Raw genomic sequence first — 17,425 nt, 5'->3', positions numbered from 1 at the left:
TAAAATACTCTGTCCTTTTCCTCTTCAACCTACAACCTAATTCAATATGACCAATACCAATAATTTTGCTATTGTGGGCATGTCATGTGTCTACCCTGGCGCTGGAGACATAGATACTTACTGGAACAATATAAAAAATAAGGTCGATGCAATTACAGATGTTCCTGAGAACAGGTGGGAAAGTCGTTATTACGATCCTGCTTCTTCAGAAATTGACAGATTTTACTGTAAAAGAGGCGGCTTTATAGATGATTTTGCTGACTTCGACCCAATTGAATTCGGCATAGTGCCGATAGCAGTAGAAGGAACTGAACCCGATCATCTTATCACATTAAAAATGGCGAAGCGAGCCCTTGCTGATGCTGGTGTTTTTGATAAAAAAATAGGTCTGGATAAAACCGGTATAATTTTAGGCAAAGGTAACTATACCGGTACTGGTACTATTCGCTTAGTAGAAAAAATGCGTACCGGTGAGCATATTGTGAACCTGCTCAGCACTTTGGTGCCTGACCTTACTCCTACCGAAATAGATAAAATCAGAAAAGGCTTCCAGAAAAGCACAGGCCGTTATGGTCCTGATACTGCCATGGGGCTTATTCCTAACCTGGCGGCCTCATTGGTAGCTAACAGACTCAACCTTGGCGGAACTGCCTACACCATTGATGCGGCTTGTGCCAGCTCACTGATAGCCATAGATCATGCTGTGAAAGAACTGCAAACCGGAAGGTGCAATATGGTACTGGCCGGAGGTATTCACTTATGCCAAAACGCCACTTTCTACAGCGTTTTCACTCAATTGGGAGCACTATCCCGAAGTCAACAAATAAGGCCTTTTGATAAAAATGCTGATGGCTTGCTAATAGGTGAAGGTTGTGGCATGGTAGTCCTCAAAAGGTTAGAAGATGCCCTAGCTGATGATGATCGCATATATGCCGTAGTAAAAGGCGTAGGTGTAGCCAGCGATGGTGCTCAAAGCAGCTTGATGAGTCCTTCTGTAAAAGGACAGTCACAAGCCATAGAGCATGCCTGGGATATGGCTCAAATGGAAAGAGAAGTGGGCTACATAGAAGCTCACGGCACAGGAACACAGCTAGGAGATAAAACAGAGACAGAAACCCTGATCAAATGCTTTGGTAGCCGTACAGATGCCCCTCTGGCTGGCTTGGGATCAGTGAAGTCTATGATTGGCCACACCATGCCCGCTGCTGGTATGGCCGGACTCATAAAAACAGCTCTGGCGCTTTATCATGGCGAAATTCCTCCCACCTTGCATTGTGATTCTCCTTTGGAGGCATTAGGTAACTCTCGCTTTATGACTATCAATGAAGCCATAGATTGGGATCAGACCGAATTACCAAGAAAGGCAGGTGTAAATGCTTTCGGCTTTGGAGGAATAAACGCCCATGTAGTTTTAGAAGGCTTCAATTCTCCTGAGAACAAATCCACCAAATCATTTCCGGGCAGCTCAGTGAACCTATCTAAAGACCAGGTAATGCTCATGGCTCGCCCTACTGCAGCCGCACTTATTGATGCCCTCAAGAAAGGGGATACCTCTGCAGGTAGTGGAGATCATAAGCTGGCCTTGTTCGATCCTACACCCGACAGAATAGAAAAGGCCATTAAAATTATTAACAAAGGCAAATCATGGAGAAATAGAAATGATATATGGTATGTAAATGACCCTCTGCTAAAGACAAATGATAAAATATGCTTTCTATTCCCCGGCTTAGACGCCCTTGAAAAAAGCGATATAGAAAGTGTTTCTGAATACTTCGACATACCCAGGATGGAACATGCAGAAGCCTCTGAATTAATAGAATCCAGTATTAAAGTATTTGAAACCAGTATGATACTGGATCAGGCACTTAAAAAGCTAGGTGTGGCTCCTGACCTGATTGCTGGTCATAGCCTGGGAGAATGGCTAGGCTGCTACTCTTCTGGCATATGCGATGAAAAGTTTGTGCTAAAGATGCTCACTCAGCTCGATCCGCATTCTATCAGCGTTCCTGACGTTCACTTTTTGGTCATTGGTACCGGAATAGACGAGATAGAACCTATTATAAAAGACCTTGACAACCTGTATCTCTCCCATGACAATTGTCCTCATCAGGTAATAGTTTGTGGGCATATTACAGCTATAGAGAAATGTAAGGAGATTTTAAATGAAAAGCAGATATTCCATCAGTTACTGCCCTTCCAATCAGGCTTTCATTCGCCGTTTTTTGAAGGCTATATCAGTCAGCTTCGCGATAAGCTATTTATCATTCAAAAAGAACCTTCTATTCCTTTATGGTCAGCCACCACTACCGACCTTTATCCTAACAGTATAGAAGAAATCAAAGAGCTCACGCTTCACCATTTAACCCAACCGGTACGGTTTCGTGAACTGATAGAGAAGCTACATGAACAAGAAGAAGTCAAATATTTCTTACAAATCGGCGCTGGCGGCTTAGTTGGCTTTGCTGATGATACCTTGAAAGGAAAAGCTTTTCAAACTATCTCAGCCAGCTCACCGAAAAGAACAGCACTCAACCAGCTGCAGCGTGTGCTTGCCTCTCTTTTCGTAGAAGGAAAAGAAATCGATCTTGATTTCCTCAATCTACGCATGCCCGTAAAGGCTGCCAGAAGTATGAAGTTATCATTAGGCTTTCCTTTGGTAAATGAGTTTGATAGCACTCCTATCGCTCCTGCTAAACCGGAAAACACGGTAGTAGAAGAATATATTGCTGAAGATGGTCATCCATTACTTCAGTCATTGCATCATAATTTTAATGCTATCAACAGTGCTCAAAAGGAAATCAGCAGTGTACTGAAACAGAAGCTCACCATGGGTTCTTCTTCAGTAGCTATAGAAACACCTCCATCGCCACCTTATACTTATCAGCCGGAGGAAAAGGTTACGCCAAATGACTTTGAAAAAGCCATGGAGCTGTCATTAAACAAGTATCCGTATTTGATAGACCACTCCATGTATGAGCAAAAAGAAGGTTGGCCTTATATGGAAGACCTTTTCCCTGTGGTGCCTATGACCATGCTCATAGAGCTTATGGCTGATGCCGTATTAGAGCAGGTGCCAGGCATGCAAATAGAGAAAATTGAAAACATTCAAGCATTTAAATGGACCCATGTTTCTGATCCTATCCATTTGGTTTTAAAAGGCAGCTGGCAAGATAGCAAAAAGGTAAACGTAACGCTTGGTGATTATGCAACCGCACTCATTACCGTCAGAACTGGCAATGGATCTTCTTACCTCTCAACTTTGGAGGATTTAGGTAAGATACTCACACCGCCCATCAAGCCAGAAGATATCTATAAGGATAACCATATGTTCCATGGCCCAGCCTATCAGGGTATTAAGAATTTTATAAAAATGGGTGACAAAGGCATTATTGCTACTATTTCTGGTAGCTCAGGCAAAGGATCACTCTTAGATAATGCAGGTCAGTTATTTGGCCTTTGGACTCACATGACGGTAGAAGTAGACCATGTAGCTTTTCCCGTAAGGATTAAAGAAATCAACTTCCCTGGAGACTTTATGGATCAGGAAGGTGATTTTGAATGTACCAGCCAGCTGACTCAAATGACTGATGACTTGCTCACCTGTAATATGACGGTGAACAGAAACGGTAAAACCTGGGCCACCATTAATGGCTGGACGAACCGCAGACTCGGTTTCGATCGCAAATTATGGGGTACTTCTCGCCATGTATTAGATCATCCGCTTAGTGAGCAGCTTCCTGAAGGGATATTCATCTTTAAAGACATCTACCGAAGAAGCACGGCTTGGGATTTTATTAACAAAAGATACCTTAATAAGCCTGAAAAAGACTACATGGAGAGTTTGCCTCTGCCAAGAAGAAAGAAATGGCTCATGGGGAGAGTAGTCATAAAAGATGCCGTTAAGGCTAAGCTCGATGACCAGAGAGACAGTGCCCTTTACCCTTGCGAAATAAGAGTACAGAAAGATCAATATGGCAAACCCACTATTTCAGGGGAGCATACTAAACTTGAACCTATCAATGTATCTCTGGCTCATAAAGACAAAATAGCCGTGGCTATTGCATCTCAAAGCAGTGAGCCAGGCATTGACATAGAAATTATAGAAGACCGAGGTGAAGGCTTTCTGAAACTGTCATTCCACGAAAGTGAGCTGGCGCTTATTCCGGAAAATGAAGACACCTGGGAGTGGGCTACAAGGCTTTGGGCAGCCAAAGAAGCTTACGGCAAAAGCATAGGTAAAGGCCTGCAAGGCAATCCTAAAAATTATGAAATAGAAGCCGTGGACGGCACCAGCGTCCGCATTAAAGACAAATGGATTAAATCAACCTTAATTAATAACTACGTAATAGGATGGATATAGTAAAAACACTTACCGGAAGAAATGAAATTCTCGAGGAAATGAAATCAATTATAGCCGATGTCATTGGGGAAGAATTTGTGGAAGATATGGATATCACCGAAGAAAGTTCATTTACCTCAGACCTGGAGATGGACAGCATTGAAATAGTCTCATTCTCAGAAAAGGTGAAGGAGAGCTTTGGTAAGGACATAGACTTTACAGGCTGGCTTACCAATAAAAACCTGGAAGAGATCATAGAAATGAAATTGAAAGATGTAATTGACTTTATACAATCATGCCAGTAATCAATATACCATCAGGAAAACTGCATGTGCAAGAGCTGGAAGGTAACTCCGAAGACACTGTGATATTAATTCATGGTCTCTTCGGGAACCTCTCTCTTTACTATTTCAACATAGCTCCTCTGCTTAGCGAAAACTACCGGGTGCTCATGTATGACCTGCGCGGCCATGGCAAGAATAGTAAAGAAGAAAGCGGCTACCACCTGAATCAAATGACTCAGGATTTGGAAGCCCTTATAGATCACTATGAATTAGAAAAAGTTCACCTGGCAGGATATAGCTTTGGCGGCCTCATAGCCTTAAAAATGGCAATGATAGCCCCTGAAAAAATAGATAAACTCATGATCATAGATGCTCCTGATTTATCGGCTATAAGCGAAGAAGGTTTTGCTCAGATGTATGAACGAGAGTTTATCACACCATACATGCAGCAGCATGCTAATGCAAAAGAAGGTGCCGCTGCTTTCATTAGAAAAAAGGTAGATAAAAGCATTTCTTCTTATCACTTTCTTACTCGGGAAACCACCTTACCTGTAGACTTAAAAATGGAAGAAAATTTCTTTTATCATCCTGATTTAAAACACATTACGAACGACACTTTATTACTATATGCCAGATCTTCAAGCTTTGCTGAAGACGGGAAAACGCTGTCAGCCATTTTACCCTCTTCCAGCCTGAAATATCTGGATGGCAATCATAGTATGCCCATGGTATCTGGCCGCCAGGTAGGGCTTGAACTTTCTATGTTTTTAAGAGAACGGAGCGAGCAAACCCTTGCCTTAGAGGAGCAATAAATGCTAACATAATAAAATATTCATCAGGCGCTATGCCTCAAACAAAGAGCTTATGCACAAATTCATGATAGTAGTCCCTCCTTTTTTCGGACATATAAGTCCTACACTAAGTCTGGGGGCTGAACTTATTTCCCGTGGGCATGAGGTAGTGTGGGTAGGATTAAAACCAATAGATCAAAAACAAGTACCTGAAAAAGGCCGCTTTCTGGTGCCTGAAGAACTAGAAGACCATCAGGAAGAGCTCCTTGAAATTCTGGGAAAGCAGGATAAAGGCCCTTCCCTATCCAAACTAGAAACCTTAAAGCTAGCATTGGAAGAGACTTATGTCCCCTTTTGTCACCTACTCATGCCGGGCCTTACCCGTTTGGTAGAAGAATGGGAACCCGATGTTATCATTCATGATGAGCTGATCTTTGCTGCTCCTATTTTGGCGGTGAACAAAGGCATTCCTTATGTTACCACCATAGCCGTACCCCCAAAAGTGATAGACCGCTTTCATATTCCTAAAATTGAGAATTGGGTAAAAGGGCATACTTTCGGTGTTCAAAAGGCTTATGGAATAGACTTAGACAAGCCCATTTTAAGGTCTGAAGAGCTCTGCATAGTATCTACCTCTCCTGAGTTTGCTGATGCCAGCGGACTGGGTAAGCAATATAAATTTGTAGGTCCACTGATAAAAGGAAGACCCAACTCCGTAACCTTCGACTGGGAACGACTGGATAAAGCTTCAAGCCCTAAAATCTATGTTTCTATAGGCACTTTGCTGGAAGACATCAGAAAGAAATTCTTCTCTAAAGTAGTGGAAGCCTTTGCTGATTCGCCATACACCTTTGTTTGTGCTACCAATCCGGATATAATAGAAGAATGGCCAGATAATTTCATAGTCCAATCATACGTACCTCAGAGTGAAATCATTCCTAAAATGAATGCCGTTATCTGTCATGGTGGATTTAACACGGTAAATGAAACCTTTTACCACGGATTACCCATGGTGATCACCCCTATTGCTTATGATCAGTTTTATATCGCCTCATTAGTAAAAGAAGCGGGTTGCGGCATAGATATAAGGTATAAAAGGCTACGCATAGATGCTTTAAAACAAGCACTGGATCAAATTCTGGAACCAGGAAATTCCTATAAAAAAGAGGCCTTAAAGATACAAGCATCCTTAAAAGACTGTGGTGGAGCTGAGGCAGCAGCCAGCCATGTAGAACAGTTTGCTGCTGATAAAAGACCCGCTACCGTATTATAACCCTTAACCTAAACCTACCCATATGGCAAGATTCGTATTTATTGTACCTCCTTTTACAGGGCATATTAACCCTACTTTAAGCTTAGGAAAACAACTGCTGCAGGCAGGTCATAAAGTAGCCTGGATAAGCTTAACCGACAATTTTAACGGACAAATTCCTGATGGAGGAGAATTACTCCTAATCCAAAGTGGTGATGATGGCACCAGCGGAAAAGAATACTTCGACCAGATTACCGAAAAAGGTCATACAGCATTTGGCATAGAAAGCATTAAGTTTTTGTATGAAGATGTGCTCATTCCCATGTCTCGGTTTATGTTTCCGGGCATTTGCAAGTTTATTGATAGCTGGCGGGCAGATGTAGTAATTACGGACCATCAGGTGTATGCCGGAGCTATTGCAGCTGTGAAAAAAAGAATTCCCTATGTTACTTCAGTTACAGCTCCTACCGCACTCAAGGCCATGAAAGACATGCCTAAAATATTAGAATGGGAAACAGAACAAATAGTAGGATTACAGCAAGAGTTAGGCATAGCCGGAAACAGCTCGCTCGCCTGCTCAGAACTGCTTACACTCGTTTTTACCTCTAAAGAATTTTTAGGCGACGAGACATACCCAGAATATTATCAGTTTGTAGGTCCTATCACGGTAGGCCGACCAGTGGCCTTTTCTTTTAATTGGGCTCGTTTTCAAAATACCAGAGGACCAAGGGTTTTGGTATCGATAGGCACTACTTTTGATATGCAATATAAAAAAGACTTCTTCGCAAAAGTGATAGAAGCCTTAGGCGATGAACCTATGACTGTGGTAGTAGTTTCAGAAGAGAAGCTATTCCCTTCATGGCCAAAAAACTTTATCGTTCAGCCTCGCATCCCACAATTAGAATTATTAAAATACCTGGATGCTGTAGTCTGCCATGGCGGCCATAATACCGTTTGTGAATCTCTCACACACGGATTGCCACTCATAACCATCCCCATTGCCTACGATCAATCGCATGTATCTTCTCAGGTAGCTGAATCGGGTTGTGGTATCCGACTAAATTTCAAAAGGTTTAAAGCCACTCAACTTAAAACTGCCGTACAGGATATACTTAATAACCCATCTTATAAAGAAGCCTCAAAATTTATAAGTAACTCGTTTACTGCAGCCGGAGGTGAAAAAAGAGCGGTAGAATTATTAGAAGATGTAGTACCACAACACACTTCTGTTTATGGATGAAATTAACATAAGAAAGCTCTCTGTTGGCGAACGGCTCATGTATCTGGATGGCAAAAAACCATTCAATATATATTTCGGAATCCGGATAGCCGGCACAATTGAGCTGCGACAATTGGAACATGCGCTCCAGGTAGTGCAGACCAAGCATCCTTTGCTCAGATCAGTTATACGCCAAGACAAAAATGGCTCTCCATGTTACCATGTGCTCAAGAAGTATAAGTCCATTCCCATCCGGATTGTTCCATGGAAAAACGAACAAAGCTGGTGGGATCAGATAGATTATGAATGGTCTACACCCTTTGACCTGGAGCGAGGAGCCTCTATCCGGCTATTGTGGGTGAAAGGAAAAGAGAAGTCTGACTTGCTCATAATCAGCCCCCATGCTATCTGCGACGGTGCTTCTTTTGTAGTAATCATTAAAGAGCTGCTCAGTTTAATAGATAACCCTGACACTAAGCTGGAAAACTATTCTTTATGTGGGGATCTAGCCGGCATGATCCCCGAAAAGCATCTCCTTAAAGGAAATAAAGCATTTTATGCAAAACTAGGCCTGAAATTAGGAGGCAACATACTGAAAGTGGCGAATATGCTCACCAAAAAAAAGCAATTCGCCATGCAGGCTATTAAATGGACTCTACCTGAAACACAAACCAAAGCTCTTATTGCTGCCTGCAAAGAAAATAATACCACCGTACATGCGGCTCTTTGTGTAGCATTCATGAGAGGGTTTCATCAGGTAATAAATAAAAAGAAGAAAAAGGAATTAAAAGTTATCTCTCCTATTGATATCCGAAAATTCTTACCTGACCTTAAACCAGACATGCTATTTTCTTTCGCCCCTGCCGTGAGAATAGCCATAAACGGAGATCGAAACCTTGATTTCTGGAGCACTACCAGAAAAGTTTTGGATGATCTTAAAATTAACACCACTGAAGAAAAGATCTATAAAATGCTTTCAAAGGACGAGATTATTCATCCTTTGGTACCAGCCATTTCCCGATTCATGCAAAATACTAAGGGGAGCCATTGCCTTACCTTGTCCAACTTAGGAAAAATACCCATACCCTTAGAATATAAAAACTTTAAAGCTGAGCGAATGCTTGGCACCATAGTAGGTTTACCTTGGTATAATGCCAATACGGTAATTGTGAACACACTTAACGGAATCATGAGCTTTGCTTTTATGGCTAACCATTATACCCTTACCTGCCAGCAGATGCGTGAAATAGCCTCTTTAAGCATGAACGAGCTCCAAATGGCATGCCGCTGGAAACCTTATGATGCACTTTCGCAAGCCCTTACGCTGGAGAAAAAGGAGACTCGAACAATTGATTTATATACTTCGCACAATAAAAAAGTGAAAAAATATGCCATTTATTGATATAAACGGACTTAGAACCCACTACCAGGAACTTAACCCATCCGGGAAAGAAACCATAATTATGATCCATGGTATTATTGCTAACCTGGCTCAATTTTACCTGACCATTGCTCCAGAACTATCTTCATCTTATCGTGTAATTTTATATGATATCAGAGGCCATGGTAAAACCGATATGCCTGCCTCCAACTATAAAATTGATGATTTCAATGAGGATTTGCTTTTATTGATGTCAGTCTTAAAAATCAAAAAAGCACATATCATAGGCTTTAGCTTCGGTGGGCTAATCGCACTAAAATTTGCTTTTAAATACCCTAAAAGGATTCATAAACTAGGCATTATTGAATGCCCAAACCCCATACGTCCCACCTTCGAAACGGCCCAGGAACACATGAAAGAAGATGAGAACAGTAAAAATCCGACTGATAAATTTAAAGACAGGCTTAAGCAGAGAACGCTTAAATTAATGAATACCACTACCATCACTCAAGATATTGATGCCGATAAAGACATTGACAATGAATCCATTAGCCAATTAAAACCCTCTACACTTTTACTATATGGCACGCATTCTGATTGTTATGATATGGCCACCAGACTTATTACTCACGCACCCAATACCACTTTAAAAGAAATTGATGGAGATCATTATTTCATTATGACCAAACCAAGCCTGGTATCTTTAGAGCTGAAAAAGTTTTTATCAGAACCAGTATACGCTTGAGTTACCATGATGAATATCCTGAATATTGAGCCCATAAAGCAATTCATCATCAAAAGGGCATCTATAAACTTGATAATCAACTTATTACTTAATTTTGGAGTGCAATATTGGGGCTTGCATAATTTTGAGCAAATCAGTTTTTCTTCAGGAGAGCAGTCCATTTTACGAGTATTTTTACCTCTGGCCTTTTTCCTCCCGCTATTTGTAACTATGGACTCTGTAAAGCGGTTTTATGATAAAACTTGTCAGAAAAACGTTCCTTATTCAGTGCCAAAGAAGTACAAAACGCTCAAGTTTCGCCTAATTCTCGGTCTTAAAAACGCTGGCTGGTCGTTATTGGTATTTTCAATAATACTGGTATCAGTATTTTTACTATCACCTAAAAACATGATGTTTAACAGTGTCTTGGTGATGGTCGTCCTCACGTCTATGGCAGGTGCTATGGCTGTAATTTTCACCATATCACCCGTAGTTCAAATCTTAAGAGCCACTAGAAAGCTAAATTCTATTCACTAATTAAGGAAAAAGGTATCCTTATTTTTTTGCTCTTGATTAAGAATAAATTTTTGATACTTCAGTCTTTCCTTTAAAAAACGTTCTCTTTTAGGGTTGCTAAGTAATCTAAGGTATTTTATTCTATCTACTTCATCCAGATTAAGCTCGTTAGCAATGTCATGAATATCAAAGTCGTCATCGATATCAGTGACATCCTTCATCTTCATATAACGCTTAAAATCAGCCACAAAACCTTTGCTCATAGGCTCAGGCTCCAACATATTTAGCGGATACACCTTACCTCCAGGGTACAATTTCTTTTTCCACTGACTATAAAACTCGGCCATTAGAAAAACATCTACACATTTGGCTACTATATCAGTTTCACCGGTTTCATATCGCTTTAAAACGCTGTCTAGCTCCATTACGCCTCCTAGCCTATCTTTATTTTGCCCATGACTGTAATATATACCAAATGTGATCTTTTTCTCCTCTACATCTCTCAGCATCTCCTGAAAACGAGGCTCGAAAATATGAAGAGGTACCAGCTCATGAGGCAAAGGCAATATGGCTAAAGGAAATATAGGTATTTCATAGAATTGCTCCATCGATTAAATTAACAGATCTCCCCAAGTAATGTTTACATGCAGCCCCCACCCCAATGATGTTTCTCTCTGGTTATCAAACATATTCAAAATAAAATCTATCATATTTATCAGATTTATTGCTTAACTTATTATAAACTGTTAGGAATAAGCAGTAGAGATATTGAAGTAGAGAATTCTTAATGACAACGCAATCATCCCATACCCATTCGGCATACACTCACTTTATGCAATTTGTTAGGTATGCCCCTGTGTCAATAGCTATGTTTGACAGGCACATGAACTACATAGCCTGTAGTCATAAATGGCTTACCGACTGGTGGGTAAAGAGCACTCCTATTCACATAGATGACCTTATTGGGCAAAACCACTATGAAGTATTTCCTGATGTAATCCCCTACTGGAAAAGTGTGCATAAAAGAGCCCTTAAAGGGGCTATGGAATTCAATGAAAACGATGAGTTCATAAAAGAAAACGGCCAGAAGGAAATTCTCCGGTGGGATGCCCGTCCGTGGCGAGATGACCAAAATAAGATTGGTGGTATTATAGTTCACACTGAATTTATTACAGAGCGAAAAAAGAACGAAGAACTACTCAAAAAAAGCAGGGCCCGGCTTTCTAAGCTGGTAGAAAACATTCCCGGGGTTCCTTACAGCTGTAATCATGATAGTAATAGAACCATACTATTTGTAAGTAATGCTGTAGAAGACCTTACGGGCTACCACAAGGAAGACTTTATTAAAAAGGCCAGCATCAGTTTTGTAAAGCTGATTGTGCCAGAAGATAAAGATCGTGTTTGGAAAACCAGAGAAGAGTATATTAATAAAAAAGAAGCCTTTGAAATCCATTATCGTATCAGAACCAGGTATGGAGAAATTAAATACATATTTGAAAGAGGACAGGGTGTATTTTCTGAAAGAGATGAGCTGATATCTATTGAGGGTATTTTGCTGGATGTAACTAAGCAAAAATTGCTTGAAGAGGAGCTGAAGCAAAGTCAGGCCGTATTACTCAAGGCCCAAAAATTAGCTAACCTTGGTAACTGGGAGATGGATTTAGAAACCGGAGATGTGTACTGGTCAGAACAACTTTTCAAAATCCTCGGGCTTGAAGATAATGAAGTGGTACCTACTTTTGAAAAAGGCCTGGATTATTTACACCCCGATGACCATCATAAAGCCAAGGAAGGAATAAGAAAGACGCTTTCAGGAAGTAATGATTTATCACTTGAATATAGGATATTGAGAAAAGACGGTTCTATCAGGAATGTTATTATCAGGAATGAAAAAGATGAACAAGCAAAAAAGCTCATTGGCACTATTCAAGACATCACTGATCGTAAGAAAGGGGACCAAGCTTTAAAAGAAAGTGAAGAAAGGAATAAGTCTTTAATAAAAGCTCTTCCTGATTGCATGTTCATTCATAATATAAATGGCACAATCCTGGACTTTGAGCTACCAAAAAATTCTCCCTTTTCCATTGATAAAAGTATAATAGGCAAAAAGCTAGATAGTCTTTATCCACCTTCGGTAGCTAATGAACTGTTAGAAGTTTTTAAAAAGGCCTATGAAGAGAATGAATTACAAACCCATGAGTTTGAGTTACCAACAAGCAAAGGTCTGTTATACTGCGAAGCCAGGGTAATTACTCGAAACTCCGATCAGATTTTATGCATTGTAAGAGACATTACTAAAGCTAAAAGAGAAGAATATAAAGCCTTACAGTCTTTAAAAAGTTTCTATAGTGCCTTTTATATTAGTCCCGTGCCGGTTACTATCAGTCAACTGGCTGATGGTACATTAATAGATGTAAACAGCCGATTTTGCGAATTAGTAAAACTTAAAAAAGAGGATGTAATAGGCAAAACTACCACAGAACTCAACTTTTGGCCTGATCTGGCGGCTCGTAACCGTTTTATAGAGAAAATCTCTGTAGAAGGAAAAGTGTATGAATATGAAGAAGAAATTCGCATTTCAGATGGCTCTATAATTGACGTACTTATTTCAGCTGAAGTGATATCTATTGAAGAAAAATCATGTCTGCTTCTCATGTTATCAGATATTTCTGAAAGGAAGAAAAACGAAAAAGAATTGCTAAAACTCACTGAAAAACTTACCACGTCTAATCAGGAGTTGAAGCAATTTGCCTACATCACCTCTCATAATCTCCGTGCTCCTATTGTTAATATAGACACACTTATAAGTTTCATTAATAAAGAAGATACAGGCGCCACTGGCAATGCTGAGATAATAGATAGAATTGGTAAGTCGTTCACCCAGCTGAAATCTAGCCTCAATGACCTGATACAGTTAGTCACACTTAGAGACCAAAAGTATGAAGCCAATGAAGAAGTATCTTTCAACAAGGTTTTTCATATCGTTTATGATAGTATAGAAACACAGATAAAATCAACCAACGTAGAAATAGAAACTGCGTTTAATGTACAGACTGTGATGTTTAAGCGAGCACTCATGGAAAGTATACTACTCAACTTACTATCTAATGCTATCAAATATCGAAATATGGATGCTCCACACATAACAATAAAAACAGGCTCTACGCACGAAGGCAAGGTGTTTTTATCGGTAAAGGATAATGGTTTAGGTATGGACCTCGCTAAAAATAAAGATCGCCTTTTCGGCATGTATCAGCGGTTTCATGAAAACACTGAAGGCAAAGGTTTAGGTCTATACATCATAAAATCACAGGTAGAATCTATGGGTGGAAATATAGAGGTAGAAAGTGCTCTTGGTAAAGGCTCTACCTTCACGGTATTTTTTAACTCAGCAACAGCATCAGAAAATGAATCTTCCTCTTAAGCCTTGAAGATGTTTTACTGCTCAGATCTTGCTGGTCAATCCTCATTTTTTAGCATCTTTGTGAGCTTAAAAGCTAAATAATTATGAAAATAACAACCAAATATATCTCTGATTACGAATATGAAGCCTCTACTGAAGAGGGTCAGAAAGTAAAAATAGATATGAAAGATAGTGGAAAAACTGACCAATCACCTATGCAGTTAGTTCTCTCTGCTTTAACAGGATGCATAGCAGTAGAAATTGCTTTAGTAATAAAGAAACGTAGAAAAACATTGGTTGATCTTATTATAGAAGCCGAAGGTACAAGAAGAGAAGAAGCACCAAAGTACTTCACTAACATTCACTTGCTGTTTACATTAGTTTCTCCTGATGCCAATAACGAAGAATTATATAAAGCTACCAAACTGAGCCTTGAGAAATACTGCTCTGTTGCCTCTTCGCTAAAAGCAGATATTACATTTGACACTAAAGTAATTGAGCAGTCTTAAAAGTAGTTACGTAATTATTGAATGTCACATTGAGGCACTCGAAATTTGTACTTATACAAAATATTAAGGTTTCGAGATACCTCAATCTGACTTAAAATCTACTTTTGTCCCGGTTCTATTACTTCGCCATTCAATATTACCTGCTCTATAAGGTTAGCACCGAAAGAATAAGGCATATAACTGTATGACGGCATTTCTGATGAAATAAATACATTGGCTATTTTTCCTTTAGTAATAGAGCCATGTGTATCTGCCAGATCAATGGCATAAGCGGTGTTTATGGTAGCTGCATTAATGGCTTCTTCAGGAGTCATTTTCATTTTAATGCAGGCTAAAGAAAGCATAAAAGGCATTTTACCACAAGGAGCACTCCCCGGGTTATAATCAGTAGCTAAAGCTAACGGAAGACCAGCCTTAAGCATATCTCTTGCTGGCGGAAAACTGGTTCCTAAATAAAAAGCGGCTCCCGGCAATAAGGTAGGCATTACCTCAGTTCCTTTAAGGGCATCAATTTCAGCATCACCCATAGCCTCCAGGTGATCTACACTAATAGCTCCAGTTTTAACACCTACCTGCACTCCACCAGAGATACTCAGCTGGTTAGCATGTATTTTAGGTACTAAGCCATAAGCCTTACCCGCTTCCATGATATCTTCCGTTTCCTCTACGGTAAAAAAGCCCTCTTCACAAAATGCATCTATATAATCAGCCAAACGCTCCTCCGCCACAGCCGGTATCATTTCCTCTTTAATCAGCTTGATGTATTCTTTACGGCTATATTCTTTTGGAAAGGCATGAGCACCGAGAAAAGTGGTTTTAACCGTAAGTGGAGTCTCTTCTCCAATGCGCTTAGCTACTCTCAGCATTTTCAGCTCATCATTCAGTGTAAGGCCGTAACCACTTTTTATTTCTATAGCTCCGGTACCAAAACCAATCACTTCCCAAGCACGTTTCAAAGCACGCTCCAGTAGCTCTTCTTCACTTGTCTGCTGTAATTTTTTGGCTGAATTTAAAATGCCCCCACCTTTTGCGGCGATCTCCTGATAACTTAACCCCTTAATTTTATCTACAAATTCTTCTTCTCTACTGGCCGCATACACCAAATGAGTATGAGAATCAACAAAAGAGGGAAACACAAACTTATTAGTAGCATCTATCTCCTTATCCGGAGTCAATTGAGGCAGATCACTCATCACTCCATAATCAGAAATAAGGCCATTTTTAATATATAAATAGGCATTATCTAACACAGGAAGCTCAGCCATATCCTTACCAGCCACCCATTTCGGACTCTGAGACCGTATCTGTACCAATTGCTTTATGTTCTTTATTAAAATATCCATGAATGTAAAAATAACAGTAAAAACATAACCTGCCGAATCATAAGAAAATCTTATAACCATCCATGACTAATAAATGGTATTAATTCCAATCTCCTGTTACTGCAAAACCCGCTACTGAACTAAGCCATAGGGCAATTACAAACACAATGACACTGAGGATATTAATGAATACCATAATCCAGCCTCCTTTCCTTCTAATAAAGTACATTAAACCATAAAATATCCCTCCGGAAAGGCCTCCTATAGTAACTGTGAGTGTTGGAAACCAAACCCTAAAAGTCAGTTCCCAGCCACCACCTACTACAAAAAATACTGTGATTACTAAAAAGCCTATTACTGCACCTATCAGAGCACTCTTCCTTATAGCTCTAACATTTAACCATGAAGCCAGTCTCTCCATAACTCATTAATTTAAAGCACATTGAAATGCAGGGTAAATAAATTTTCAAATATTTCCTAGCAAAAAGAGGGCATAAAAAAAACCGATACTCACGTATCGGTTTTTTTATAATAATATTTTTTTGAAATTACTTACCGAATGCTTCTACTGAATATTCAAGGTTAGTACTGAACACAGGGAAACTCACTTTTATAAGCGCATAGAATCCTTGACCTTTAAGACCTGGTCTCATCCCTACTTCACCGCCGTATCCCCAGCTTAAAGTTCTGTTAAATTTACCGTCAATACCTAATCTCCAGCCAAGCATAGAGGTTTCTAAGTTATCAGCAGAATAAGAATTGGCACCGTATACAATATCATCTACAGTAATAGCAGGAGCTATCAGTATATCAAAAAAGGCTGTTAATATTAAATCATCCACCCCTTCCTGATATTTATTATCAAAGTCTACAGCCACATTTCTAATCCAAGTCATGGACCCTCCTATGTATGCGCCTTTAACATCTACTCCAGAGAAAATTGAAGTCTCCTCCATTTCGCCCATGTCATTCTCACGTTGGGCCGGAAATTCTTCTCCGAAAGCTTCATTTATAGTCATATCCTGAGCATCTAGCACTCTATTAATATCTACTGCAGTATCAAAAAACATCCCACCTAATCTGGCTCCGTATATTTTTCTTACTTTACAGGGAATTTCAGCATTCAAAGGCACTCTGGCCGCCCATTTATCTCCTTTATAACTTTTTCTATAAAGGAACATTTTGGTCTTAGAGCTTTCTTCAAAATCTTTAATATGATAAGTAGCTCCAACCTCATAAAAATTATGAATTCTAGGAACTGCTCGAAGATTACTATTATCTTCAATCATGTTTTCAGCAATATCTCTAGTAAGATCAAATGACTGAGCGTATGTTTTTCTGGCATGAGCTCTAAAGGTCATCTTTTCCTTCCAGAAATAGGTAGCTTCTAATCCGAAACCGGCATTGATATTAGCTTTCCATAATTCCCCATAAACAGGCTGAAATTGTACGAATAACTTGTTTATTGCATAAGGTTCATCATATAACTCTTCATACGTTACAGGTTGGTTATCCTTTCTGCTCTGAGCATAGTTCTGACTAACCACACAGAAAACAAAAAGCACTAAAAAAATATGGAATTTCTTCACGGTTAATAGTATTAAAAAAATAGCTCTTCGAAATGGCAATTAAAATAAAGTTATAAAAATAACAAAAATTGTCTTAGCTCCTATAACAATAATTAA

Annotated in this window: 14 protein-coding genes; 10 read left to right on the top strand and 4 right to left on the bottom strand. The window is 39.6% G+C overall.

Features of this window, described 5'->3' with window-relative positions:
• Positions 1-46: 46 nt before the first annotated feature.
• Genes LVD15_RS15640 through LVD15_RS15605 form a run of 8 tightly spaced genes read left to right on the top strand, consistent with a single transcriptional unit; the run spans position 47 to position 10,527 of the window.
• Positions 47-4,360 (top strand): type I polyketide synthase, encoded by a 4,314-nt coding sequence (locus LVD15_RS15640; protein ID WP_233776155.1) that lies wholly within the window; start codon positions 47-49, stop codon positions 4,358-4,360.
• Positions 4,351-4,644: an acyl carrier protein gene (locus tag LVD15_RS15635; protein ID WP_233776154.1), complete on the top strand. Its 294-nt coding sequence runs from the start codon at positions 4,351-4,353 to the stop codon at positions 4,642-4,644. Before LVD15_RS15640 ends, LVD15_RS15635 begins: the two co-directional genes overlap by 10 nt.
• A complete protein-coding gene (locus LVD15_RS15630) occupies positions 4,635-5,435 on the top strand; it encodes an alpha/beta fold hydrolase (RefSeq protein WP_233776153.1) in 801 nt (266 codons plus the stop codon). Before LVD15_RS15635 ends, LVD15_RS15630 begins: the two co-directional genes overlap by 10 nt.
• 52 nt (positions 5,436-5,487) lie before the next feature.
• Entirely contained in the window at positions 5,488-6,687 is a 1,200-nt protein-coding gene (locus LVD15_RS15625; protein ID WP_233776152.1) for a glycosyltransferase, read from the top strand.
• 22 nt (positions 6,688-6,709) lie between these two features.
• Positions 6,710-7,906 (top strand): glycosyltransferase, encoded by a 1,197-nt coding sequence (locus LVD15_RS15620; protein WP_233776151.1) that lies wholly within the window; start codon positions 6,710-6,712, stop codon positions 7,904-7,906.
• Positions 7,899-9,287, top strand: a complete 1,389-nt coding sequence (locus tag LVD15_RS15615) for a condensation domain-containing protein (RefSeq protein WP_233776150.1) — start codon at positions 7,899-7,901, stop codon at positions 9,285-9,287. Before LVD15_RS15620 ends, LVD15_RS15615 begins: the two co-directional genes overlap by 8 nt.
• The gene (locus LVD15_RS15610) at positions 9,274-10,011 is read left to right on the top strand and encodes an alpha/beta fold hydrolase (RefSeq protein WP_233776149.1); all 738 of its coding nucleotides are present in this window, start codon (positions 9,274-9,276) and stop codon (positions 10,009-10,011) included. The genes LVD15_RS15615 and LVD15_RS15610 overlap by 14 nt, the downstream gene beginning before the upstream one ends.
• 6 nt (positions 10,012-10,017) lie before the next feature.
• A complete protein-coding gene (locus LVD15_RS15605) occupies positions 10,018-10,527 on the top strand; it encodes a hypothetical protein (protein ID WP_233776148.1) in 510 nt (169 codons plus the stop codon).
• Here the strand turns inward: LVD15_RS15605 and LVD15_RS15600 are convergent.
• Entirely contained in the window at positions 10,524-11,114 is a 591-nt protein-coding gene (locus tag LVD15_RS15600; RefSeq protein ID WP_233776147.1) for a hypothetical protein, read from the bottom strand. The genes LVD15_RS15605 and LVD15_RS15600 overlap by 4 nt on opposite strands.
• 224 nt (positions 11,115-11,338) lie before the next feature.
• On the opposite strand from LVD15_RS15600, the gene LVD15_RS15595 reads away from it, so the two are divergent.
• Both LVD15_RS15595 and LVD15_RS15590 read left to right on the top strand, forming a co-directional pair.
• Positions 11,339-13,930 (top strand): PAS domain-containing sensor histidine kinase, encoded by a 2,592-nt coding sequence (locus tag LVD15_RS15595; protein WP_233776146.1) that lies wholly within the window; start codon positions 11,339-11,341, stop codon positions 13,928-13,930.
• A gap of 83 nt (positions 13,931-14,013) precedes the next feature.
• On the top strand, positions 14,014-14,418 hold the full coding sequence (locus LVD15_RS15590; RefSeq protein WP_233776145.1) for an OsmC family protein: 405 nt from the start codon (positions 14,014-14,016) through the stop codon (positions 14,416-14,418).
• A gap of 98 nt (positions 14,419-14,516) precedes the next feature.
• On the opposite strand, the gene hutI is transcribed toward LVD15_RS15590, so the two are convergent.
• From hutI to LVD15_RS15575, 3 genes are all read right to left on the bottom strand, one after another.
• Positions 14,517-15,761, bottom strand: a complete 1,245-nt coding sequence (gene hutI, locus LVD15_RS15585) for an imidazolonepropionase (RefSeq protein ID WP_233776144.1) — start codon at positions 15,759-15,761, stop codon at positions 14,517-14,519.
• Positions 15,762-15,840: 79 nt separating this feature from the next.
• A complete protein-coding gene (locus LVD15_RS15580; RefSeq protein ID WP_233776143.1) occupies positions 15,841-16,161 on the bottom strand; it encodes a potassium transporter KefB in 321 nt (106 codons plus the stop codon).
• 127 nt (positions 16,162-16,288) lie between these two features.
• A complete protein-coding gene (locus LVD15_RS15575; protein ID WP_233776142.1) occupies positions 16,289-17,329 on the bottom strand; it encodes a hypothetical protein in 1,041 nt (346 codons plus the stop codon).
• Positions 17,330-17,425 lie beyond the last annotated feature (96 nt).

The organism is Fulvivirga maritima, assembly GCF_021389955.1.
GTDB lineage: Bacteria > Bacteroidota > Bacteroidia > Cytophagales > Cyclobacteriaceae > Fulvivirga > Fulvivirga maritima.
Note: the sequence above shows the minus strand (reverse complement) of the source record. Positions and strands in the feature narration are given on the sequence as shown.

What these genes read in the sequence shown, in the direction of transcription:
- LVD15_RS15640 (WP_233776155.1), top strand. Translation starts at nt 47, where the DNA reads ATGACCAATACCAATAATTTTGCTATTGTGGGCATGTCATGTGTCTAC.
- LVD15_RS15635 (WP_233776154.1), top strand. Translation starts at nt 4,351, where the DNA reads ATGGATATAGTAAAAACACTTACCGGAAGAAATGAAATTCTCGAGGAA.
- LVD15_RS15630 (WP_233776153.1), top strand. Translation starts at nt 4,635, where the DNA reads ATGCCAGTAATCAATATACCATCAGGAAAACTGCATGTGCAAGAGCTG.
- LVD15_RS15625 (WP_233776152.1), top strand. Translation starts at nt 5,488, where the DNA reads ATGCACAAATTCATGATAGTAGTCCCTCCTTTTTTCGGACATATAAGT.
- LVD15_RS15620 (WP_233776151.1), top strand. Translation starts at nt 6,710, where the DNA reads ATGGCAAGATTCGTATTTATTGTACCTCCTTTTACAGGGCATATTAAC.
- LVD15_RS15615 (WP_233776150.1), top strand. Translation starts at nt 7,899, where the DNA reads ATGGATGAAATTAACATAAGAAAGCTCTCTGTTGGCGAACGGCTCATG.
- LVD15_RS15610 (WP_233776149.1), top strand. Translation starts at nt 9,274, where the DNA reads ATGCCATTTATTGATATAAACGGACTTAGAACCCACTACCAGGAACTT.
- LVD15_RS15605 (WP_233776148.1), top strand. Translation starts at nt 10,018, where the DNA reads ATGATGAATATCCTGAATATTGAGCCCATAAAGCAATTCATCATCAAA.
- LVD15_RS15600 (WP_233776147.1), bottom strand. Translation starts at nt 11,114, where the DNA reads ATGGAGCAATTCTATGAAATACCTATATTTCCTTTAGCCATATTGCCT.
- LVD15_RS15595 (WP_233776146.1), top strand. Translation starts at nt 11,339, where the DNA reads ATGCAATTTGTTAGGTATGCCCCTGTGTCAATAGCTATGTTTGACAGG.
- LVD15_RS15590 (WP_233776145.1), top strand. Translation starts at nt 14,014, where the DNA reads ATGAAAATAACAACCAAATATATCTCTGATTACGAATATGAAGCCTCT.
- hutI (WP_233776144.1), bottom strand. Translation starts at nt 15,761, where the DNA reads ATGGATATTTTAATAAAGAACATAAAGCAATTGGTACAGATACGGTCT.
- LVD15_RS15580 (WP_233776143.1), bottom strand. Translation starts at nt 16,161, where the DNA reads ATGGAGAGACTGGCTTCATGGTTAAATGTTAGAGCTATAAGGAAGAGT.